Origin of the sequence: Streptomyces sp. Y2F8-2, from assembly GCF_014905555.1 — a bacterium.
Lineage (GTDB): Bacteria > Actinomycetota > Actinomycetes > Streptomycetales > Streptomycetaceae > Streptomyces > Streptomyces cynarae.
The window spans coordinates 916289-937105 of sequence record NZ_BNGS01000003.1; the positions used below are offsets into that span (position 1 = coordinate 916289).

General features: G+C 71.0%; 21 protein-coding genes. 12 read left to right on the forward strand and 9 right to left on the reverse strand.

Annotated features, from left to right (window positions below):
- Positions 1-135: 135 nt before the first annotated feature.
- Positions 136-3984: a polarized growth protein Scy gene (scy, locus tag SY2F82_RS14205; protein ID WP_200419359.1), complete on the reverse strand. Its 3849-nt coding sequence runs from the start codon at positions 3982-3984 to the stop codon at positions 136-138.
- Between the two features lie 233 nt (positions 3985-4217).
- The gene (mce, locus tag SY2F82_RS14210; RefSeq protein WP_200419360.1) at positions 4218-4658 is read right to left on the reverse strand and encodes a methylmalonyl-CoA epimerase; all 441 of its coding nucleotides are present in this window, start codon (positions 4656-4658) and stop codon (positions 4218-4220) included.
- Between the two features lie 148 nt (positions 4659-4806).
- On the opposite strand from mce, the gene SY2F82_RS14215 reads away from it, so the two are divergent.
- The 3 genes from SY2F82_RS14215 (at position 4807) to SY2F82_RS14225 (ending at position 8461) form a co-directional block, all read left to right on the forward strand.
- Positions 4807-6009 carry an acetyl-CoA C-acetyltransferase gene (locus SY2F82_RS14215; RefSeq protein ID WP_200419361.1) on the forward strand — a complete coding sequence of 401 codons (1203 nt, stop codon included), beginning with the start codon at positions 4807-4809 and terminating at the stop codon, positions 6007-6009.
- A gap of 47 nt (positions 6010-6056) precedes the next feature.
- Entirely contained in the window at positions 6057-7013 is a 957-nt protein-coding gene (gene meaB, locus SY2F82_RS14220) for a methylmalonyl Co-A mutase-associated GTPase MeaB (protein ID WP_200419461.1), read from the forward strand.
- A gap of 164 nt (positions 7014-7177) precedes the next feature.
- Positions 7178-8461, forward strand: a complete 1284-nt coding sequence (locus SY2F82_RS14225; protein ID WP_236041408.1) for an MFS transporter — start codon at positions 7178-7180, stop codon at positions 8459-8461.
- A gap of 40 nt (positions 8462-8501) precedes the next feature.
- Here SY2F82_RS14225 and SY2F82_RS14230 read toward each other — a convergent pair whose 3' ends face one another.
- The 4 genes from SY2F82_RS14230 to SY2F82_RS14245 all read right to left on the reverse strand — a co-directional run bounded on the left by SY2F82_RS14230 (position 8502) and on the right by SY2F82_RS14245 (position 11146).
- The gene (locus tag SY2F82_RS14230; RefSeq protein WP_200419362.1) at positions 8502-8978 is read right to left on the reverse strand and encodes a MarR family winged helix-turn-helix transcriptional regulator; all 477 of its coding nucleotides are present in this window, start codon (positions 8976-8978) and stop codon (positions 8502-8504) included.
- A 92-nt stretch (positions 8979-9070) separates the two neighbouring features.
- Positions 9071-9865: an AIM24 family protein gene (locus SY2F82_RS14235; protein WP_200419363.1), complete on the reverse strand. Its 795-nt coding sequence runs from the start codon at positions 9863-9865 to the stop codon at positions 9071-9073.
- A complete protein-coding gene (locus SY2F82_RS14240; protein ID WP_200419364.1) occupies positions 9862-10512 on the reverse strand; it encodes an AIM24 family protein in 651 nt (216 codons plus the stop codon). Before SY2F82_RS14240 ends, SY2F82_RS14235 begins: the two co-directional genes overlap by 4 nt.
- 1 nt (position 10513) lies before the next feature.
- Entirely contained in the window at positions 10514-11146 is a 633-nt protein-coding gene (locus SY2F82_RS14245; protein WP_200419462.1) for an AIM24 family protein, read from the reverse strand.
- A gap of 242 nt (positions 11147-11388) precedes the next feature.
- Between SY2F82_RS14245 and SY2F82_RS14250 the strand changes: the two genes are divergently transcribed.
- Complete coding sequence (locus SY2F82_RS14250; RefSeq protein ID WP_200419365.1) at positions 11389-11733, forward strand: DUF3817 domain-containing protein; 345 nt, start codon at positions 11389-11391, stop codon at positions 11731-11733.
- Positions 11730-12026 carry an MTH1187 family thiamine-binding protein gene (locus SY2F82_RS14255; protein WP_200419366.1) on the forward strand — a complete coding sequence of 99 codons (297 nt, stop codon included), beginning with the start codon at positions 11730-11732 and terminating at the stop codon, positions 12024-12026. The genes SY2F82_RS14250 and SY2F82_RS14255 overlap by 4 nt, the downstream gene beginning before the upstream one ends.
- A gap of 93 nt (positions 12027-12119) precedes the next feature.
- Here SY2F82_RS14255 and SY2F82_RS14260 read toward each other — a convergent pair whose 3' ends face one another.
- Positions 12120-12551 carry an SRPBCC family protein gene (locus tag SY2F82_RS14260; RefSeq protein ID WP_200419367.1) on the reverse strand — a complete coding sequence of 144 codons (432 nt, stop codon included), beginning with the start codon at positions 12549-12551 and terminating at the stop codon, positions 12120-12122.
- Positions 12552-12678: 127 nt separating this feature from the next.
- Here SY2F82_RS14260 and SY2F82_RS14265 point away from each other — a divergent pair, with 127 nt between their 5' ends.
- The 3 genes from SY2F82_RS14265 to SY2F82_RS14275 all read left to right on the forward strand — a co-directional run bounded on the left by SY2F82_RS14265 (position 12679) and on the right by SY2F82_RS14275 (position 15376).
- Positions 12679-13188 (forward strand): MarR family winged helix-turn-helix transcriptional regulator, encoded by a 510-nt coding sequence (locus SY2F82_RS14265; RefSeq protein WP_200419368.1) that lies wholly within the window; start codon positions 12679-12681, stop codon positions 13186-13188.
- A gap of 74 nt (positions 13189-13262) precedes the next feature.
- Positions 13263-13601 (forward strand): DUF3817 domain-containing protein, encoded by a 339-nt coding sequence (locus SY2F82_RS14270; RefSeq protein ID WP_103838639.1) that lies wholly within the window; start codon positions 13263-13265, stop codon positions 13599-13601.
- A 74-nt stretch (positions 13602-13675) separates the two neighbouring features.
- A complete protein-coding gene (locus tag SY2F82_RS14275; RefSeq protein WP_200419369.1) occupies positions 13676-15376 on the forward strand; it encodes a methylmalonyl-CoA mutase in 1701 nt (566 codons plus the stop codon).
- A 231-nt stretch (positions 15377-15607) separates the two neighbouring features.
- Here the strand turns inward: SY2F82_RS14275 and SY2F82_RS14280 are convergent, their stop codons facing one another.
- Positions 15608-16237 carry a TetR/AcrR family transcriptional regulator gene (locus SY2F82_RS14280; protein ID WP_200419370.1) on the reverse strand — a complete coding sequence of 210 codons (630 nt, stop codon included), beginning with the start codon at positions 16235-16237 and terminating at the stop codon, positions 15608-15610.
- A gap of 279 nt (positions 16238-16516) precedes the next feature.
- Here SY2F82_RS14280 and SY2F82_RS14285 point away from each other — a divergent pair, with 279 nt between their 5' ends.
- The 3 genes from SY2F82_RS14285 (at position 16517) to SY2F82_RS14295 (ending at position 19418) form a co-directional block, all read left to right on the forward strand.
- Positions 16517-17491 (forward strand): tetratricopeptide repeat protein, encoded by a 975-nt coding sequence (locus tag SY2F82_RS14285; protein ID WP_200419371.1) that lies wholly within the window; start codon positions 16517-16519, stop codon positions 17489-17491.
- Positions 17492-18111: 620 nt separating this feature from the next.
- Complete coding sequence (locus SY2F82_RS14290; protein ID WP_200419372.1) at positions 18112-18768, forward strand: DUF6230 family protein; 657 nt, start codon at positions 18112-18114, stop codon at positions 18766-18768.
- Between the two features lie 113 nt (positions 18769-18881).
- Positions 18882-19418 (forward strand): DUF6114 domain-containing protein, encoded by a 537-nt coding sequence (locus tag SY2F82_RS14295; protein ID WP_200419373.1) that lies wholly within the window; start codon positions 18882-18884, stop codon positions 19416-19418.
- Here SY2F82_RS14295 and SY2F82_RS39865 read toward each other — a convergent pair.
- On the reverse strand, positions 19368-20111 hold the full coding sequence (locus tag SY2F82_RS39865) for a hypothetical protein (protein ID WP_374707155.1): 744 nt from the start codon (positions 20109-20111) through the stop codon (positions 19368-19370). The two genes, SY2F82_RS14295 and SY2F82_RS39865, sit on opposite strands and share 51 nt — an antisense overlap.
- On the opposite strand from SY2F82_RS39865, the gene SY2F82_RS39870 reads away from it, so the two are divergent.
- Positions 20095-20754, forward strand: a complete 660-nt coding sequence (locus SY2F82_RS39870; protein ID WP_374707156.1) for a hypothetical protein — start codon at positions 20095-20097, stop codon at positions 20752-20754. The two genes, SY2F82_RS39865 and SY2F82_RS39870, sit on opposite strands and share 17 nt — an antisense overlap.
- Positions 20755-20817: the final 63 nt, after the last annotated feature.

Consider the following 20817-nt stretch of genomic DNA (forward strand, 5'->3'; position numbering starts at 1 on the left):
GGCGCAAAGCGGCGTGTCATCGAGCGGATGCGTGTTTGATCTGGAGAATGACACTCCTTTTGGGTGGCTGAGCTGTCGGGGGGCTTGCCAGGAGCTGTACGGAGCCTCCCGGCAAGCATAGAACGACGCTTCTGGCTAGCCTTCTGACGCCTTGCCACCCGAACGAGGTGCACCCACGGTGGCGCCCGCCTTGACACCCGAGTCCTTGCCGGCGGACGGCGCCTCGAAGGACTCGAGCGCCTCCAGGACGTCCTGGACACGGGAGATCTCCGCGTTGATGTCCTCCCGCCGGCGCACCAGGATCTCCAGCTCCCGCTTGCCCTCCTCGACGGCCTTGCGGGCCTCGCGGATCGCCTCGGCCTTGATCTGCTCGGCCTCGGCGACCAGCGTGGCCTTCTTCTGCTCGGCCTCCTTCAGCAGACCCTCGGCCTTCTTGACGGCGGCGATACGGACCTTGCCCGCCTCGGAGTTGGCCTCCGACAGCAGCTCCTTCGCCTGCGCCTTGGCCTTCTCCAGCTGCTCCTCGGCGGCCTTGACCAGTGCGTCGCACCGCTCGCCCGCCGACTTCATCGCCTCGGCCGACTCGCGCCGCGCCCGCTCGTGCAGCTCCTCGATCTCGGCGGTGATGCGCTCGCGCAGCTCCTCCGCGCGCTCCCGGATCTGGGTGGCGTCCCGGCGCGCACCGACGAGCAGTTCGTCCGCGTCCGCCCGGGCCCGCTCCACCAGGGTGTTGCCCTCGACCGTCGCCTCGGAGACCAGACGGTCGGCCTCCGTGCGGGCGGCACCCACCATCGTGTCGGCCTGCGCCTCGGCGTCCGCGGTCGTCTTGCGGGCCGTCTGCTGGGCCTCCGTGAGGAGCTTGTCGGCCTCTGCGGCGGTCTCCGTGATGAGCTTGTCCACCTGCTCGGCCGCCTCGGAACGCCGCTTGTTGGCGTCCTTGCGGGCCTCGTCCAGGGTGCGCTCGGCCTCCTCGCGGGCCGCCGTCGTGATCCGCTCGGCCTCCGCCTCCGCGTCCGCCTTGACCCGCTCCGACTCGGTGCGGATCCGCTCGGCGTGCGCCTGCGCGGAGCCCACCGTCTCGGCGGCCTCGGCGCGCAACCGCTCCGCCTCGTCGGTGGCGTCCGACAGCAGCTTCTCCGCCTTGGCCACGGACTCCGCGCGCACCCGCTCGGCCTCGGCGGCGGTCTCCGTGGTGAGCCGCTCGGCCTCCGCGCGCGCCTCGGTGATGAGGGTGTCCGCCTGCGTGGCCGCGTCCGACCGGATCCGGTTGGCGTCCTCGCGCGCCTCCGCACGGGTGCGCGCCGCCGCCTGGTCGGCCTCGGCGAGAGTGTCCGACGCCTCGGTCCGCACGCGCTGCGCGTGCTCGGCGGCGTCCGTACGGAGCCGCTCCGCCTCGGCGATCGCCTCCGAAACCGTCCGCTCCGCCAGCGCCTTGGCTGCCTCCGACTCCTCGGTGGCCTGCCGCCGGATGCGGTTCGCGTCCTCGGTGGCCCGCTCGCGCTCCGCGTAGGCGTCGGAGCGGACCCGGTCGGCCTCCTCCTGCGCCTCGGTGCGCGTACGCTCCGCCGCGTGCTCGGCCGCGGAGCGCAGGCCGGTGATCTCCTCCTGCGCCTGCTCGTGCAGCCCGGCCACGGAGTCCCGCACCTGCTGGGCGTGCTGTTCGGCCGCCGACACCATCTCCGTGGCGCGCCGGTCGGCCTCCTCCACCAGCCGTACGGCCTCGGCCTGGGCCTCCTCGACCCGGGCGCGCGCCACCGCGAGCAGCTCCTCGCTCTGCTCCCGGGCGCGCTCGCGCTCCTGGTCGGCCTCCTGGCGGGCGGCGCCGAGGAGTTCCTCGGCCTCCCGGCGGCGCCGGGCGGCCTCCTCCTGGGCGGCGGCCAGCGTCTCCGAGGCCTCCGTGCTCAGCCGCTCGGCCGCGGCCTGCGCCTCCGCGCGAACCCGGTCGGCGGTGTCCTGCGCCTCCGACTTCAGCCGCTCGGCCTCGGCCGCGGCCTCCGAGCGCAGGCGGACGGCGATGGCCTCGCCCTCCGCGCGCGAGGCCGACGCGTCCGAGGCAGCCTCCGTGCGCAGCCGCTCTGCCTCGGCCTCGGCCTGCGCCTGCAGCGTACGAATGCGCTCGGAGGCCTCCGTGCGCAGCCGGTCGGTCTCCTCGGCGGCCTCCCGGCGGATCCGCTCCGCCTCCGCACGGGCGTCGGAGAGGGCCTGCTCGGCCGAGGCGAGCCGCTGCTCGGCCTCCGACTGCAGGCGGGCCAGCTCCTCGGCGGCCTCCGCGCGGCGGGCCTCCACGGCCCGCTCGCTCTCCTCGCGCAGGGCGCGGGCGACCTTCTCGGCCTCCTCCTTGATCGCGTCCGCCAGCTCGACGGCCTCGGCGCGCTGGGTCTCGGTCTCCTTGCGGGTGCGCTCCAGGGCCTCCTCCGCCTGGCGGCGCAGCATCGAGGCGCGCTCGATGGCCTCGGTGCGGACCTTCTCGCTGTCGGCGGTGGCGGTGGTGCGCAGCTCGTCCGCGTCGGCCTTCGCCTTGGCGAGCAGCTCCTCGGCGGTCCTGGCCGCCTCCTCGATCTGCTGGACGGCCTCTCGGCGCGCCTCGGCGCGGATCTTCTCGCCCTCGGCGACCGCCTCGGCGCGCAGCTGCTCGGCCTCGCCGCGCAGCCGGCGGGCCTCCTCCTGCAGCTCGACCGTCTTGGCGCGGTACTCCTTGGTGTCGTCCTTGGCGGCGCCCTTGAGCTGCTCGGCGATGTCGTGCGCCTCGGCGCGCAGCCGGTCCGCCTCGGCCTCGGCCTCCTTGCGGATCCGGTCGGCCTCCTCGGCGGCGGCCTTGGTGGTCGCGGCGGCGTCCTGAGACGCCTTGTTGAGGACCTCCTCGGCCGTACGGGCCGCCTTGCCGAGCTGGGAGGCGGTCTCCTCGGCCGTGATCGTGCGGGCCTTCTCGGCGGCCTCCGCGACGATCTTCTCGGCCTCGGCGCGCGCGTCCGCGACGACCTGCTCGGCCTCGGCCTTCGTGGCCTCGGCCTCCTTGGTTGCCTCGCTGACCAGCCGGGCGACCTGCTCCTTGGCGGTACGGGTGCGCTGCTCGCCCTCCGTCTCGGCGCTCGAAAGGGCCTTGGCGGCGGCCTCCTTCGCCTCCGCGACGACCTTGTCGGCCTGGGCGCGGGCCTCGCGCAGCGCGGCCTCCGCCTCGGCCATCCGCTGCTCGGCGGCCCGGCTCAGCTCGGACGCCTGCCGACGGGCGGCCTCGGACTCGGTGGCGGAGCTGGAGCGCAGCTGCTCGGCGTGGTCGGTGGCCTCCTGGGCCTGGGTGGAGGCGGCGTTCAGCAGCCGTTCGGCGTCCGCGCGGGCGCGGCGCAGGATCTGGTCGGCCTCCGCACGCGCGGACTCGGCGTCGCTCTGCAGCCGCTGCCGGGCCTCGGCGACCAGCCGCTCGGCCTCGGCGCGGGCGGCGGCGAGGGCCTGCTCGGCCTCGGCGCGGGACTCCTCGACCAGGCGGCGGGCCTGGGCCTCGGAGCGGGCGCGCAGCTGCTCCGCCCAGGCCACGTTCTCGTTGACGTGCGACTCGACGGTCGCCCGGCGCTCGGCCAGCTCCTGGTCGAGCTGCTGGCGGCGGGCGACCGCCTCCGCGTGCAGCTCCGCCTGGAGGCGGGCGGCCTGCTCGGCGTGCTCCTGGAGGATGCGCTGGGTCTGCGCGCGGGCCTGGCTCAGCTCGCGCTCGGCCTCCGCCCGCAGCTGGTCCGCCTGCATCTGGGCGGTGCGCAGCATCTGCTCGGCCTGGTAGCCGATGTCGGCCCCGTCGTACGCGGGACGGGACATGAGGGTGCGGCGCGCCTCGTGCAGCTTGGCGCGCAGCACCTCGACCTGGTAGCCGAGGTCCTCGGCGTGCTGGATCGCCTTTTCCCGCTCGGTCTTCAGCCGCTCCATCTCGGCCTCGAACCGAGAGAGGTGGTCGACGTCAGCCGCCGGCTCTCGCTCCTGGCGTTCGTAGCCCCGCACTGCGCGGTCCCATCCGTCCCCTGGTCGCAAGTCTCTCCAAACGAGCTCCGTCCATCCGCCGAACGGGGCCCCCGGGGAATGGTGTCAGATCAACGGCGGAGCATGGGCTGCTGCCCCGGCGCTCGTCCCCCGAAACCCGGACCCCGGCACGTCCCGCCGGTGTCACGGCGGGACCCGGTCGCCCTGCTGGAGCGGCGACCGCCCCCAACCCTACCGGCCCCTATGTACGGGAGTCAGTGCTCAGGTGTCTCAACGGCCGCCGATGTGACCAGTTCTGTGAGAACGCCGTGGCAGTCCTTGGGGTGCAGGAAGGTGATCCGCGAGCCCATGGAGCCGCGCCGCGGCTCGTCGTACAGCACCCGCACGCCCTTGTCCCTGATGTCGGCGGAGTCGCCGTCCACGTCCGCCGTGCCGAAGGCGATGTGGTGCACGCCCTCGCCGTTCTTCGCGAGCCACTTGGCGACGGTGGAGTCCTCGCGGATGGGTTCCAGCAGTTGCAGGTAGGAGGCGCCGCCGTCGTCCGTGTTGTTGATCTTCAGCATGGCCTCGCGGACACCCTGTTCCTCGTTGACCTCGGTGTGGAACACGGAGAAGCCGTACGTCGAGGTGTAGAACTCGACGGTCTTCTCGAGGTCGAAACAGGCGATTCCGATGTGGTCGATTCGCGTCAGCATGGATTCAGTGCAGCGCTCCTCGTGTGGTTACGCAACGTGCGCGCGATCACACTGACAGCCCGGTGACGGTTTGCCCTACCGCTCAGTACATTCGAAGTAAACCCTCGTTCACTCCTCGGCTGTGCAGGCCGGAAGGGGATCGCAGCTCATGTCTGGAACGAACAGCACGACCAGCGTCATCGTCGCGGGTGCGCGCACACCGATGGGGCGGCTGCTCGGCTCGCTGAAGTCCTTCTCCGGAGCCGACCTCGGCGGCTTCGCTATCAAGGCCGCCCTCGACCGTGCGGGGATCGGTGGCGACCAGGTGCAGTACGTCATCATGGGCCAGGTGCTGCAGGCCGGGGCCGGGCAGATCCCGGCACGTCAGGCCGCGGTCAAGGCGGGCATCCCGATGAGCGTCCCGGCCCTGACGATCAACAAGGTGTGTCTGTCGGGTCTCGACGCGATCGCGCTCGCGGACCAGTTGATCCGTGCGGGTGAGTTCGACGTGATCGTCGCGGGCGGCCAGGAGTCCATGACCAACGCCCCCCACCTGCTGCCCAAGTCCCGGGAGGGCTTCAAGTACGGCGCGGTCCAGATGCTGGACGCGATGGCGTACGACGGGCTGACCGACTCCTTCGAGGGCATCGCCATGGGCGAGTCCACCGAGAAGCACAACACCCGCCTCGGCATCGGCCGCCAGGAGCAGGACGAGATCGCCGCCCTGTCCCACCAGCGGGCCGCCGCCGCCCAGAAGAACGGCGTCTTCGAGGCGGAGATCACCCCGGTGGAGATCCCGCAGCGCAAGGGCGAGCCGGTCCTCTTCGCCAAGGACGAGGGCATCCGCGGCGACACGACGGTGGAGTCGCTGGGCAAGCTGCGGCCGGCGTTCAGCAAGGACGGCACGATCACGGCCGGTTCCTCCTCGCAGATCTCGGACGGTGCGGCGGCCGTGGTCGTGATGAGCAAGGCCAAGGCACAGGAGCTGGGCCTGGAGTGGCTCGCGGAGATCGGCGCCCACGGCAACGTGGCGGGGCCGGACAACTCCCTGCAGTCGCAGCCGTCGAACGCGATCCTGCACGCTCTGAAGAAGGAGGGCCTGGAGGTCGCCGACCTCGACCTGATCGAGATCAACGAGGCCTTCGCTGCGGTCGCCGTGCAGTCAATGAAGGACCTTGGGGTTTCCACCGAAAAGGTGAATGTCAATGGCGGTGCCATTGCCCTGGGGCACCCGATCGGGATGTCCGGCGCCCGGCTCGTCCTGCACCTCGCCCTGGAGCTGAAGCGGCGCGGTGGCGGCGTGGGCGCGGCGGCGCTGTGCGGGGGCGGCGGCCAGGGTGACGCGCTGATCGTGCGGGTACCCAAGGCCTGAGCACCCTCGAACCGACCTCTTTGCGTGAACACGTGAACGGAGCTGTGATGCAGGACGTCTCCTCGCTGGTGGCCCAGGCCAGGGAAGGCCGGCCGCGGGCCGTGGCCCGGCTGATCTCCCTGGTGGAGGGGGCGTCCCCGCAGCTCAGGGAGGTCATGGCGGCGCTGGCCCCGCTGACGGGCAACGCATACGTGGTGGGCCTCACCGGCTCACCGGGCGTCGGCAAGTCCACCTCCACGTCGGCGCTCGTGACCGCGTACCGCAAGCAGGGCAAGCGGGTCGGCGTGCTCGCCGTCGACCCGTCGTCGCCCTTCTCGGGCGGCGCCCTGCTCGGCGACCGGGTGCGGATGTCGGATCACGCCTCCGACCCCGGCGTCTACATCCGCTCGATGGCCACGCGCGGCCACCTGGGCGGTCTGGCGTGGGCGGCCCCCCAGGCCATCCGGGTCCTGGACGCGGCGGGCTGCGACGTGATCCTGGTGGAGACGGTCGGCGTCGGCCAGTCGGAGGTCGAGATCGCCTCCCAGGCGGACACCTCGGTCGTCCTGCTGGCTCCCGGCATGGGCGACGGCATCCAGGCCGCGAAGGCGGGCATCCTCGAGATCGGTGACGTGTACGTCGTCAACAAGGCCGACCGGGACGGCGCGGACGCCACCGCGCGTGAGCTGAACCACATGCTGGGCCTGGGCGAGTCGCGGGCTCCCGGCGACTGGCGCCCGCCGATCGTGAAGACGGTCGCGGCCCGTGCCGAGGGCGTCGACGAGGTCGTGGAGGCGCTGGAGAAACACCGGGCGTGGATGGAGGAGCGCGGAGTCCTGGCGGAACGCCGCCTGGCCCGCGCGGCCCACGAGGTCGAGACGATCGCGGTGACGGCACTGCGCGAACGCATCGGAGACCTCCACGGCGACCGCCGACTGAGCGCGCTGGCGGAGCGGATCGTGGCGGGGGAGCTGGACCCGTACCGGGCGGCGGACGAACTGGTGGCGGGGCTGACGCAGGGCTGACGGGAAAGTGCGTGGTTCGCACGCGGGTGCGTTGATACGTTGATCCGCATGTTCCGCCTCTTGGCCTAGGGCCCGCCCAGGACCGCGACCGACGAGCAGCAGTGGCTGTCGTCGTCGCGGCACTCCGGCGTCCCTTCATCGCCTCGAGCCGAGGAACTTTGCGCGTGTCCACGCCCCCTTCCGCTGCTTGCGTGCGGCCCTCCTACGCCGCCGTTCTCCGTGCCCCGCACGTCCGCCGTACCCTCGCCGCCTCCCTGGTCGCGCGGCTGTCGTACGGGACGGCTCCCCTCTCCGTGATGCTCGCCGTGACCCGGGCCAGCGGGTCGTACGCCGTGGCCGGGACGGTCCTGGCGTTGTTCGGGGCCACGACGGTCCTGCTGTCACCGCTGAGGGCGGCGTTCGTCGACCGCTACGGGCCCCGGCGGGCGCTCCTGACGATGGCCCTGCTCTACGCCTGCGTCCTGTGCCTGCTCGCGGTGGTCAGCCGGCGGCCCGGCGCCCCGGCGCCGCTGCTGGGCGCCCTGGGCGCCGCCGCCGGTGTCTTTCCACCTCCGCTCGGGCCCACCGTGCGGGCCGTGTGGAGCGCCCTCTTCGACGACCGCCGGCTGGTGCAGCGGGCGTACGGACTGGATGCCGTGGTCGAGGAGCTGACGTTCGTCGCGGGCCCGCTGCTGGTCGGCACGACGGTCCGGTATGCACCACCGGCGGCCGGAGTGGCGCTGAGCGCGCTGTTGGTGACGGCCGGGACGATCGCCTTCGTCACCTCCCCGGGGGTGGCGCGTGTGCGGCCGCCCGCGGGGTCACAGGTGCGCCTGATGCGCGGACGGCTGCGGGATGCGCGGGGACTGGCGCAGCCGGTGCTCGTGGCCGCAGGCGCCGGACTGGCCGTCGGCGCGCTGGACCTCCTGGTCATGGCGTTCGCCGAGCAGCGAGGGCATGGCGACGACGTGGTGGCCTGGGTGCTCGCGGCACTGTCCGCGGGCAGCGCGGTCGGCGGGCTGCTGAACGGGGCGGTCGAGTGGCGGGGGAGCGCTCGGGTGCGCCTGCCGCTGCTGGGCGCGGGTCTGGGGCTGGCGGTGGCGGCGGCGGGGCTCGCACCGGGCCTCGGCGTCCTCACGGCGGCGGTGATCTGCGCGGGCCTGTTCATCGCCCCGGCCCTGACGACGTCGTACCTGCTCGCGGACGAGTCGTCCCCTGCGGACTTCCGCACCCAGGCGGGCGCCTGGGTGAACATGGCCGTGAACGGCGGCATCTCGGCCGGCTCCGCAGCGGTAGGGGCGTTGCTGGGGCATCTGCCGCTGGGATGGTGCTTCGCGGTGTCGGGGGCGGTCACGGTGGCTGCTGCGGGCTTGGCCGCCGGTGGCTGTCCCCGCGCCCGAAGGGGCGCGGGGCGTGGCATCACGCGGCTCGGCCGCAGGGGCGCGACCAGCCACCGGGCCCGCAGGTGAGCACTGACGCGCGCCCCCTGCGGCTCCACCCGGCGGAGCGCTACGGCTTGCCCCGCTGGCCCCGCAGATGTTCCGCGATGGGGCGCAGGGACTTGTGGAGGTGCTCCAGGTCGTCCGGGGGCAGCAGGTCGATGAAGTGGCGCCGCACGGACGCCACGTGGTGTGGCGCGACCTTCTTCATCGTCTCCAAGCCGTGGTCCGTCAGGACCGCGTACAGACCCCGGCGGTCGGACTCGCAGTTCTCCCGGCGTACCAGATCCGCGTTCTCCATACGGGTGATCTGGTGCGAGAGGCGGCTCTTGGACTGGAGGGTGGCCGCGGCCAGGTCGCTCATGCGCATCCGCAGGCCCTCCGACTCCGAGAGGTTCACCAGGATCTCGTAGTCGTTCATCGTCAGGCCGAACGGCTGCAGATCCCTTTCCAGCTGGTAGGTCAGCAGCTTGTTGACCTCCAGGTGGGTGCGCCAGGCGCACTGTTCCGCATCCGTCAGCCAGCGCGTGGCCGTCTCGGTCTCCATGTATGAAGTCTACCTAAAAGGTTGAAAGGCGAACTAGTGAGGGTGGTGTGACTGTGCGCACGCGTTCGACGTCACACTCCGCAGACTACCGCTCACAGCCCGAAGCGACGCTGGAGGTCTCCCAGCTGTCCGGGAAGACGCGGTGTCCCCGGCTGCCCCTGGTGGCCGGGTACCCCACCGCCGCCGGGTACGCCGGGCTCCTGCGGGACCACCCCGGTGTCCTGCTCGGCCATCAGCGTCTCCGAGGACTGCAGGAGCACCGTGCCCGCCCCGACGAACTCGAACTGGTGCTCCTCCCCGGAGGCCCCGCCGAGCCCCGTCATCGCACGTAGACCGCCCCATACGCCCGTCAGGTACCCATGGTCGTAGTGGTGGCACGGCGACGGGCAGTCGGCCCAGCCGACCAGCGCCTGCGGGTCCACCCGGATCGGGGGTTCCATGAACACCACCGGACCGTTGGACGCGGCCACGAACTTCCCGGTTCCGATGAGCGTGAGGAAGCCCGGAATGATCGACTGCTTCAGCGACAGACTTGGCTGAAAAGCGAGCAGGTTGCCCGAGCGAATGGTCAGATTGCCGTCCTCGAGGTCGTACGAATTCACGTCGAAGGCCCGGTCGGCGAGCAGCATCTTGCCCGAGCCCGCCGCCACCACCCAGTCGCTCGCGTGCAGTGGCGAATGGAACGACGTACGGACGAGACGGTCCAGACGGCCGTGCCCGATGCCGTTGAACTCCATCGAGCCGTAGTAGGCGATCATCTTGCCCTTCTGCAGGAACCACTGGCTCCCCTTGAGCTCCACGCAGAAGGTGTACTTGTCGACGTTGTCGTCGGCCGGCAGCGTCATCGGGTCGTACACGACGGGCCCCGCGCCCGGGTAGGTGGTCACAGCTTCTCCTCCGACGCCTGCACGTACACCACACCACTGCCGCTCAGCTCCAGCTGGAACGCCTCGCCGGAGCCGCGGCCCACCATGTCGCGCCAGCCGAGCGCGGTGGACAGCTTGTTCCGCACGTCGCCGTGGTGCGCGACATACGCCTGGGGGTCGACGTGGACCGGGCGCTGCGGGGTGATCGGCACCTCGAAGACGCCGCCGTGCGCCATGACGGCGACCGCGCCGTGCCCCGTCAGGGTGGTCGTGAACAGGCCCTGGCCGGTGACCTGGCCCCGCACCAACCCCATGACACCGCCCTGGGAGCCCATGAACATCGTGCCCTGCTGGAGGGTTCCCTCGAAGGCGAGCAGCCGGTCCGCCTCGACGTACAGCGTGTCGCCGGTCAGGTTGATCACCTGGACGTGGTGGCCGCCGTGCCCGAACAGCACGGTGCCGCTGCCCTCGACGGTCATCAGCGGCGTCGCCTCGTTCGCGATGCGGCGGCCGATCATCGACATGACCCCGCCCTGGCCGCCCTGGATGTTGGGGGTGAAGGAGACGTCGCCCTTGTAGGCGAGCATCGCGCCGCGCTGGCTGAACAGCCGTTGCCCGGGGATCACCGTCGCCTCGATCATCTTGGAGTTCACTTCGCGGAAGGCCATGTCAGAGGTCCCCCGCGATCGTGTTGCGCTCGCTGGGCTGTACGTACACCAGTCCGTCCCCCTCGAAGCGGATCTGGAAGGCCTCGCCGCCGCCCTCGCCGAGGAATGTGCGGAAGGTCACGCCCGACTGGAACGACTGCCGCAGGTTCCCCTGATGCGCCACGTACGCGCCCGGGTCGACGGTCAGCGGGTACTGCGCGCTGACCCGCAGCACCACCGCCGGGCCGTCCGACATGATCGCCGCCTGGCCGTGGCCCTCGACCGTCGTCGTGAACAGGCCGTTGCCCTGCGAGGCGCCGCGCAGGCCGGTGAACGTCGTGCCCGTGCGCAGGCCGGCGTCCGTCGCGAGGAGGTTGCTGGACTCGACGAACAGCTTGTCCCCCTGGAGGCTGACGAGGTTGATCTCGGAGGCCCGGTCCGCGAACCAGCACGTCCCGTGCCCCTTCACCTCCATCACGGTCATCTGCTCGCCGGTGAGCCGCCGGGTCACCATCCCGCGGATCCCCTCGCCGCCGCCGGTGAGCTTCTTGAAGGTCATCTGGCCGTCGTACGCGACCATGGAGCCGTTCTTCGCCTTCACGCCGTCCCCGGTCATGTCGACGGCCAGCACCTTGCTGCCTTGGAGTCGGAACATCGCCACGGAGCGAAGGTAACGGCCCGGTGGGTGGAGCGGACAGAGCCCGAAGGTGGATCCGCACCCTGAGCCCACCCCTAGGGGTGTCCGGCGGTCGAGCAAGGGATCAGTCGGCGTGTCGCCGACACCCCGTACCCCGTGCCCGGCCCGCCGCGTCCCGGATGTCACAATGGGCGGGCGCTTGTGCGTGCGTTCACAAAGCGCCCGCCCCTTCCGGACGAACCTCCCACCGAAGGTGACCCGTGGACATAAAGACCGCCACCGCCCTCCGCCGGCTCCGACTGGTCTCGGCCCCCGAGGCCGTCTCCTTCCTGTTGCTGCTCGTCTGCTCGGTACTGAAGCGCACCACCGACTTCAACGCCGTGCCCGTGATGGGCTCGATCCACGGCATCCTGTTCATCCTGTACGTGATCTTCTGGGCGGACGCCTGGAACCGCACCAAGTGGCCGCTGAAGACCGCCGCCGTCTACTTCGTCCTCTCGGTGCTGCCGACCGGCGGCTTCTTCGCCGAGCGCAAGCTGCGCCGCGAGGCCGAGGACGCCGTCATCGCGGCCCGCGCCCGCAAGGAAGGGATCGTGAACGCGTGATCGTCGCCTTCTCCGTGACGCCGCTGGGTGTCGGCGAGGACGTGGGGGAGTACGTCGCCGACGCCGTCCGGGTCGTACGGGAATCCGGTCTGCCGAACCGCACCGACGCCATGTTCACCTCGATCGAGGGGGAGTGGGACGAGGTCATGGACGTGGTCAAGCGTGCCGTCGCGGTGCTCGAGGAGCGGGCGCCGCGGGTCTCCCTGGTCCTCAAGGCGGACATCCGTCCGGGCGTGACGGACGGCCTCACCTCCAAGGTGGAGACGGTGGAGCGGCACCTGGCCGGCGGGTGAGGCACCGCCGCCCGGCGACGGAAAGCGCAACCCCGGCCCCAGGGCCGGGGTTTTTTCACGCCCGCCCGGCGGACCGTGCCGAGGGGCCCTCGCTCAGCTCCCCTGCTCCACGTACTCCTTGAAGTGCTCCAAATCGCTGCGCACCAGCCGTTCGATGGCGCTCGCCTGGGCGAAGCCCCTCGGGCCGCCGAACGTCTCCCTGACCGCACCCGGGTCGTACGCGAGCCGCGCCTGCACCCGGGTGTGGTCCCGGTCGATCGACTGCAGTGAGAAGGAGCCCTTCAGCTGCGGTTCGCCCGTGGTGCGCCACTCCATCACGCGTTCCCCGCCGCGGTCGGAGACCTCCGCCTCGATCTCCCGGGCCCGGCCGCCCGCCTCGACGCCCAGATGCGCCCGTCCGCCCGCCTCCGTACGGGCGTCGCGCAATCCGTCCACGAAGCGCGGATAGTTCTCCACCCGGTGCAGGCTCTCCCAGGCCGTGTCGATCGGGACTCCCACATCCACGTGTTCTTCGAGGGTGCTCATGGCTGACCTCCGCGTTCGGTTCGTCCCCCTCCTGTCTTCTGCTTCCAGTGTGCGCCCGGCGACGGCCCGTGGACCGAAAAGCGAGACGGGGCTGACCAGCATGTGACCGGCCGGTAAGGTCGATGGCGTGCCGAAGCCCCTCAGTCTGTCCTTCGACCCCATCGCCCGCGCCGACGAGCACTGGAAGCAGCGGTGGGGAAACGTGCCGTCCATGGCCGCGATCACCTCGATCATGCGGGCGCAGCAGATCCTGCTGGCCGAGGTCGACGCGGTGGTGAAACCGTACGGACTGACCTTCGCGCGCTACGAGGCGCTGGTGCTGCTCACCTTCTCCAAGGCGGGCGAGCTGCCCATGTCCAAGATCGGCGAGCGGCTCATGGTGCACCCCACGTCGGTCACCAACACGGTGGACCGCCTGGTCAGGTCCGGCCTGGTCGCCAAGCGGCCCAACCCCAACGACGGCCGCGGCACCCTCGCCTCCATCACCGACAAGGGCCGCGAGGTCTGCGACGCGGCCACCCGGGACCTGATGGTGATGGACTTCGGGCTCGGCTGCTACGACGCGGAGGAGTGCGCCGAGATCTTCGCGATGCTGCGTCCGCTGCGTATCGCCGCAGGGGACTTCAAGGAGGACTGACCGGCGGTCGTGCGGCGCTGGGGGTGCCGGGGGTGCCGGAAGATCGACGCAAACCGGCCGTTACGCTCGGAGCCATGAAAAAGAGCGTGCTGACCCGCTACCGCGTGATGGCCTACGTCACCGGTGTGCTGCTGGTCCTGCTGACCCTCGGTGTCATCGCCAAGTACATCCTCGACGTGAACGGCGCCGCCGACTTCACCCGTGTCATCGGCATCGCCCACGGCTGGCTGTACGTCATCTACCTGGTCTTCGCCTTCGACCTGGGCTCCAAGGCGAAGTGGCCGGTCGGCAAGCAGCTGTGGGTCCTGCTCGCGGGGACGATCCCGACGGCCGCCTTCTTCGTGGAGCGCAAGGTCACCCACGAGCTCGAGTCGAAGATCGCGGAGGACGCTCCCGCGGTCGCGAAGGCGTAGCGGACACCGCCGTACGAAGCCGTACGGCGGTCTGCCGTCGACATTTACTTGGACGTCCTAGTAAATTCGGGGGTATGGACGCTGACGCCATCGAGGAGGGCCGCCGACGCTGGCAGGCCCGGTACGACGCCTCACGCAAGCGCGAGGCCGATTTCACGACGCTCTCCGGCGATCCCGTGGAGCCTGTGTACGGGCCCCGGCCCTCGGACACGTACGAGGGTTTCGAGCGGATCGGCTGGCCCGGTGAGTACCCCTTCACCCGCGGCCTGTACCCGACCGGCTACCGGGGGCGGACCTGGACCATCCGCCAGTTCGCCGGGTTCGGCAACGCCGAGCAGACGAACGAGCGCTACAAGATGATCCTGGACGCCGGCGGCGGAGGCCTGAGCGTCGCCTTCGACATGCCGACCCTCATGGGCCGCGACTCCGACGACCCGCGTTCGCTCGGCGAAGTCGGGCACTGCGGTGTCGCGATCGACTCGGCCGTGGACATGGAGGTCCTGTTCAAGGACATCCCCCTCGGTGACGTCACCACCTCGATGACGATCAGCGGGCCGGCGGTCCCCGTCTTCTGCATGTACCTGGTCGCCGCCGAGCGCCAGGGCGTGGACCCCTCCGTGCTCAACGGCACGCTCCAGACCGACATCTTCAAGGAGTACATCGCCCAGAAGGAGTGGCTCTTCCAGCCCGAGCCGCATCTGCGCCTCATCGGCGACCTGATGGAGTACTGCGCGTCCCGCATCCCCGCCTACAAGCCGCTGTCCGTCTCCGGCTACCACATCCGGGAGGCGGGCGCGACGGCCGCGCAGGAGCTGGCGTACACGCTCGCCGACGGGTTCGGGTACGTGGAGCTGGGGCTCAGCCGCGGGCTCGATGTGAACGTGTTCGCGCCGGGCCTGTCCTTCTTCTTCGACGCGCACGTCGATTTCTTCGAGGAGATCGCCAAGTTCCGTGCGGCGCGGCGCATCTGGGCGCGCTGGATGCGGGACGTGTACGGGGCGACGAGCGAGAAGGCGCAGTGGCTGCGCTTCCACACGCAGACGGCCGGGGTCTCGCTGACCGCGCAGCAGCCGTACAACAACGTGGTGCGTACGGCGGTGGAGGCGCTGGCGGCGGTGCTCGGCGGCACCAACTCCCTGCACACCAACGCCCTGGACGAGACGCTCGCGCTGCCGTCCGAGCAGGCGGCGGAGATCGCGCTGCGGACCCAGCAGGTGCTGATGGAGGAGACCGGGGTCGCCAATGTGGCCGATCCGCTGGGCGGTTCTTGGTACGTGGAGCAGTTGACGGACCGGATCGAGGCGGACGCGGAGAAGATCTTCGAGCAGATCAAGGAGCGGGGCCTGAGGGCCCACCCCGACGGGCAGCACCCCATCGGGCCGATGACGTCCGGGATCCTGCGGGGCATCGAGGACGGGTGGTTCACCGGGGAGATCGCGGAGTCCGCGTTCCGGTACCAGCAGGCGCTGGAGAAGGGCGACAAGAAGGTGGTGGGCGTGAACGTCCACACCGGGTCGGTCACCGGGGACCTGGAGATCCTGCGGGTCAGTCATGAGGTGGAGCGGGAGCAGGTACGGGTGCTGGGCGCCCGGCGCGCCGCTCGGGATGACGCGGCGGTGCGTGCGGCTCTGGACGGGATGCTGGCCGCTGCGCGGTCCGGGGCCAACATGATCGAGCCGATGTTGGATGCGGTTCGGGCTGAGGCGACGCTGGGCGAGATCTGCGACGCGTTGCGGGACGAGTGGGGGGTGTACACGGAGCCGGCCGGGTTCTGAGTGCGGCCGGGTGGGGGTGCCCCTGCATGCTCTCGCCCCCGCCGCCCCTACCCTTCCCGTCCCTGGGGGCGCAGCCCCCAGACCCCTTGCCGGGGGTTGCGCCCGCTGACCCGTTGCCGGGGGCTGCCCCCGGCCTCTTTGCCCCTGCCGGGGGCTGGGGGCTGCGCCGTTTGGTCCCGGGTGGGTTGCGCCCCCAGCCCCTCGCCGTCGGTCGCCTGCACGGTCTCGTGCTCAGTCGGCGGGCGGGCTTGCTGCGGTCAACCCGAGCAACAGGACCCGCGTGAGACCCCGCACCCACTCCTCGTCCGCCGGGCGGGCGCTCACCAGGGTGCGGTGCACCACCGCGCCCGCCACCATGTCGAAGATCAGGTCGGCCGTGCGGGCCGCCCCCTCCGGGTCGGTCTCGGGGGGCAGTTCCCCGCGGGCCGTCGCGCGGGCGCGGCCCGCCAGGACCAGGCGTTTCTGGCGGTCGACGATGGAGGCGCGGATCCGTTCGCGCAGGGCGTCGTCCCGGGTGGACTCCGCCACCACCGCCATCAGGCCGCTCTTGGCCTCCGGGCGGTCCAGGATCGCCGCGAACTGCAGCACCACCCCCTCGATGTCCGCGGCCAGGCTGCCCCGGTCCGGCAGCTCGAGCTCGTCGAAGAGTTCGGCCACCGCGTCGACCACGAGTTCGTTCTTGCCCGCCCAGCGGCGGTAGAGGGTCGTCTTCGCCACCCCCGCCCGTGTCGCCACGTCTCCCAGCGTGAGCTTCGACCAGCCCAGCTCGACCAGCGCCTCGCGCGTCGCCGCCAGGATCGCGGCGTCCGCGGCGGCGCTGCGAGGGCGCCCCGGACGGCCGGCGGACGGGCTGCTCTGCATGTCAGTGACCATATCCGGCCCCGTCGATGGCCATATCCGTCCGTCGTGTGAAGTGGTGAGGGAGATCACCGCCGGACTGGTCACAGCCACCCCCGGAGACAGTTACGCTACGACTCGTAGCGAAAGCGTGAGCGCGCACCGCGCGTGCCGTGTTCGCGAGCGACGACCACTGGTGCCGGGTGGGGACCCGGCCACGGAGCACGACCCGCCGGGCGCGGTCCCGGGCACGGCTTTGACCATGCTTTTCACAGCGGCGTACGGAAGGGGGAGGATGTACTCATGCAGCCACGGAACATGTCCATGAGCGGAGTCGTCGACCTCGCCGCGGTGAAGGCAGCCCAGGAGGCGAAGGCGAAGGCGGAGCAGGCGCGCGCCGAAGCGGCCCGGCAGGGCGGGGGAGGGGCGGTCTCCCCGGCCGACCTCGTCATCGACGTCGACGAGGCGGGGTTCGAGAGCGACGTCCTGCAGCGGTCCACCGAGGTGCCCGTCGTCATCGACTTCTGGGCCGAGTGGTGTCAGCCCTGCAAGCAGCTGAGCCCGGTCCTGGAGCGGCTGGCCGTCGAGTACAACGGCCGGTTCGTGCTCGCCAAGATCGACGTCGACGCCAACCAGATGCTGATGCAGCAGTTCGGCATCCAGGGGATCCCGGCCGTCTTCGCCGTCGTCGCCGGGCAGGCGCTGCCCCTCTTCCAGGGCGCCGCCCCCGAACAGCAGATCCGCGCGACCCTCGACCAGCTCGTCCAGGTCGCCGAGCAGCGCTTCGGTCTGACCGGTCTGACCGTCGACCCCGACGCCGAGCCGGGCGGCGCCCAGCCCGCCCCTCAGGCCCCGGCGGGCCCCTACGACGCGGCGCTCGAAGCGGCCGTGGAGGCGCTGGACGCGGGCGACTTGGGCGGTGCGATCCAGGCGTACAAGAACGTGCTGAGCGACGACCCGGGCAACACGGAGGCCAAACTGGGCCTCGCCCAGGCCGAGTTGCTGCAGCGGGTGCAGGGGGCCGACCCGCAGCAGGTGCGCAAGGAGGCCGCGGAGAAACCCGGTGACGTGGCGGCACAGATCGCCGCGGCCGACCTGGATCTGGTGGGCGGACACGTGGAGGACGCGTTCGGGCGGCTCATCGAGACGGTGCGGCGAACGGCGGGGGACGACCGGGACGCTGCGCGGGTGCGGCTGCTGGAACTCTTCGAGGTGGTGGGCGCCGACGACCCGCGTGTGACGGCGGCGCGGAGGGCGCTCGCGAGGGCCTTGTTCTGACCAGTCGCTAAACGCCCGGGGTTGTGATGCCCGGGTGAAAGGTTTGCCGACAGAGGTTGACGGCGGTCGCGCTTTACCAAATCTTGGTAATCGCGGCCGCTGTTACTGCGAGTAAGGCGAGCCCGTTGTTCTGTCGGGTTCTGTCCGCTCTTCAACCGTTTCGCCATCCCCCTTTGTGCCACGAAGAGTTGCCGGGCGATGCCGGGCGGTCGTCGGGCGGTTATCCGGCCGTTACTAGTGAGTAACGAACCCCCTTGCGGGGGCGGCGAGAATGCACCACGATCGGCCACGCTCGGTCCATCGCCGTACCCGACACCCAGCCGGGGCAACGGATTTTCGTGGGTCCCCACCGAGCAGGAGCCGGCGGCAGTGGCGTCGGCTCCTGGACAGGGGGGTCTCCGTCGCGGCGGAGCCTGTCCGGAGGTTGTGCGTGATGCGTGTCAGGCGCGACCAGTGGTTGTCGCTCGGGGGTGATCGCCGGTGATTGGGGCGCGGTTCGCGCCTCCGAGCGCGGGCGCTCTCCTTCCCGAGGACGTAGCACTTCTCCCATCCCTGCCCGGCCAAGCCGCCGACCGGCAGCGAGCCGGGATCAGGAGATGTACGTCCGAGAAGGAGGAAATATGGAGTCCCAGGTGCGTGGCGGGACCAGATGGAAGCGGTTCGCTGTGGTCATGGTGCCCAGCGTGGCCGCGACAGCAGCAATAGGTGTCGCCCTCGCGCAGGGCGCTCTCGCCGCGTCGTTCAGCGTGTCGGGGCAGGATTTCAAGGTCAGTGCCGGGAAGCTGGTCGGCCACGGTTTCACCCAGTACGGCGCTCTCGACACGGGCAAGGGCCTGGATGGCAAGGACCAGGCGCACCCGGTGGCGATCTCCGCGTTCAACAGCGCCGAGATCACCAACATGTGCCAGTCCGTGGTCACCCCGATCCCGTTCTTGAACAAGAACGTCACCTTCAAGCTGACTGCGGGTGACAAGGGCAAGGACGTCGAGGCGGACCAGCTCTTCATCGATGTCGCCAACCTCGACGCGAAGACGGCTGACTTCAGCCACATCGACATCGGCGTCGCGGCCGGAAGTGTCACCAAGGGCCCGAAGCCCAAGGCCGACGAAATCCAGCAGCAGAAGACGAGCCCCTACGGGTTCGCCCAGCAGGCCGACGAGGCCGTGCTGACCGGCGTGCAGCAGACGGCGTGGGCGACCACCGCCGGCACGTTCAAGCTCGCCAACCTGCACATGGGACTGCAGTGGGGCAGCGGCGACGGAATCGAGTGCTACTAGGCACTCGGTGACGGGCGAGGGAGCCACCGGTCTCCCCGCCCGTCGTCTTGCCCTCATCCCCCCACGCAGCACCTCCCCCTCACCGCAGCAACACCGCTCCAGGGAGCTATTCGATGAACGCCGAGTCGCCCGCGCAGAACGAGCACTATCTCCGCGCCTTCCGGCGGCACTTCCGCGACTGGCGGGGCGCCCGTCCGTTCTGGGCCGGACTCTTCGTCCTGTTCGGCGGCTTCCCGATCATGTACTTCCCGTATGCGCACATAAAGATCGGTGCGCTCACGGTGGCGATGGCGACCACCGCGGGGGCGGGTTCCCTGATCATCGGTGTGCTCCTCGTGGTCCTGGGCCTGACCCTCTGGTTCCAGCAGCACGTACGGGTCTTCGCGGGCGTCGCGGCGATCCTGCTGGCGCTGGTGTCCATCCCGGTGTCCAACTTCGGCGGCTTCGTCGTCGGCTTCCTGTCCGCCCTCATCGGCGGGGCTCTGGCCGTGGCGTGGGCGCCGGGTGTGCCGCCCGAGCCGCAGGCGGCGCAGGATGCCGGTCCGGGTGAGGGCGGCGCCCCGGAGGCCGTGGACGGGGTGGGCGAGGCGAACCATCTGTCAGGAACGAGCCCGGCCAACGGGGCGAACGGGAGGCACAGTGCCGGCTGACGAGGTGACCCACGGGGCGGACGTGGACGCGTCCCGTGTGAGAACCGGGCCGCGCCACGCGGCCCCCAGGAAGCCGCTGTTCACCAGGTTCCACATGCCGGCCGGGAAGGCGATAGCCCTGGCGGCGATGCCGACGGCGGTCCTCATGGGCATGGGGCTCACGCCGACGCTCGCCAGCGCCGCCGACCACTCGCCGTCGTCCAAGAACCTGACGGTCGACGAGTACCAGAAGTGCGTGGAGGCCCTGGACAACTCCAAGGACTCCAAGGACGCCTCGGCCTCGCCGTCGCCGTCGTCGTCCGCTTCGGCGAGCCCCTCCAAGTCCGCCGACACCCCCGAGCCGACGTCCTCGGCGTCCCCAAAGGCGAGTTCGGGGAAGACCTCGGACAAGACGTCGGGTACGACCTCTTCGCCGGATTCAGGTTCCGGCGACAAGGCCGCGCCGACGCCGTCGAAGAGCACGTCCGGTACGTCCTCGGGCGGCGGTGCGTCCACGCCGAGCCCGTCGGCCTCCGCGAGCGGCGGGAACCTGCTGGAGACAATCGGCGACGCCATCACGGGCGTTCTCACCGGCGGCGGCTCCACATCCGGTTCCGGCTCCTCCGTGACCCCCTCCGCCACGCCGTCCCCCTCGGCCTCAACGTCCGCCCCCAAGGACACCGGGTCGTCGAAGGACGTGTCCGGTACGGTCAAGGACACGACCGGGAAGGTCACCGGCACGGTCGAGGACACTGTGAAGGGCGCGACGGACACGGCGTCGAAGGCGGCCTCCCAGGCGACCAAGGCGGCGGGCGACACCGTCAAGGCGGCCGAGTCCGCGGCCGCGAGCCCGTCCCCGAGTTCCGGCACGTCCGCCGAGGACTGCCCGGCGGCGACCGACGACGAAGGCGGCGTCGAGAGGATCGTGGCCCTGCCGGACAAGCCGTGGCACCTTGAGGCCAGCTCGCTGACCCTCAGGGGCGCGGACTACCAGGGCGTGGTCAAGGTGCGCACCGCGAGCGGCACGGTCAAGCGCGTCCTGAAGTACGTCATCTCCGACGGCACCATCATCGGTGACCTGCACCAGCTGGTCGACGGCCCCAACGGCGTGACCTACCACGTCCAGTCCGCCAAGGGCATGGACTCCACGATCACCGGCGGCAAGACGGTGATGTACACGGAGAGCATCTCCGGCAACCTGCTGGGCCTGGTCCCGGTCACGTTCACCCCCGACAGCCCGCCGCCGCTGAACATCCCGTTCATCTTCATGACCAACGTGAAGGTCACCCAGGCCGGCCAGTTCGGTGGAACGCTGACCATCCCGGGTATGCATCAGTACGTCACCGGCGCGAACTGAGCGCCCCTGAGGACCCGTTCGGGAGCCGCACACAGAGGGCGCCCCCCGCCGCACGGCAGGGGG

Coding starts and splice junctions, on each gene's coding strand:
- SY2F82_RS14290 (WP_200419372.1), top strand. CDS start 18,112: ATGGAGTCCCAGGTGCGTGGCGGGACCAGATGGAAGCGGTTCGCTGTG.
- SY2F82_RS14295 (WP_200419373.1), top strand. CDS start 18,882: ATGAACGCCGAGTCGCCCGCGCAGAACGAGCACTATCTCCGCGCCTTC.
- SY2F82_RS14240 (WP_200419364.1), bottom strand. CDS start 10,512: ATGGCCTTCCGCGAAGTGAACTCCAAGATGATCGAGGCGACGGTGATC.
- SY2F82_RS14260 (WP_200419367.1), bottom strand. CDS start 12,551: ATGAGCACCCTCGAAGAACACGTGGATGTGGGAGTCCCGATCGACACG.
- SY2F82_RS14275 (WP_200419369.1), top strand. CDS start 13,676: ATGGACGCTGACGCCATCGAGGAGGGCCGCCGACGCTGGCAGGCCCGG.
- mce (WP_200419360.1), bottom strand. CDS start 4,658: ATGCTGACGCGAATCGACCACATCGGAATCGCCTGTTTCGACCTCGAG.
- SY2F82_RS14270 (WP_103838639.1), top strand. CDS start 13,263: ATGAAAAAGAGCGTGCTGACCCGCTACCGCGTGATGGCCTACGTCACC.
- SY2F82_RS14230 (WP_200419362.1), bottom strand. CDS start 8,978: ATGGAGACCGAGACGGCCACGCGCTGGCTGACGGATGCGGAACAGTGC.
- SY2F82_RS14280 (WP_200419370.1), bottom strand. CDS start 16,237: ATGCAGAGCAGCCCGTCCGCCGGCCGTCCGGGGCGCCCTCGCAGCGCC.
- SY2F82_RS14245 (WP_200419462.1), bottom strand. CDS start 11,146: ATGTTCCGACTCCAAGGCAGCAAGGTGCTGGCCGTCGACATGACCGGG.
- meaB (WP_200419461.1), top strand. CDS start 6,057: ATGCAGGACGTCTCCTCGCTGGTGGCCCAGGCCAGGGAAGGCCGGCCG.
- SY2F82_RS14285 (WP_200419371.1), top strand. CDS start 16,517: ATGCAGCCACGGAACATGTCCATGAGCGGAGTCGTCGACCTCGCCGCG.
- SY2F82_RS14215 (WP_200419361.1), top strand. CDS start 4,807: ATGTCTGGAACGAACAGCACGACCAGCGTCATCGTCGCGGGTGCGCGC.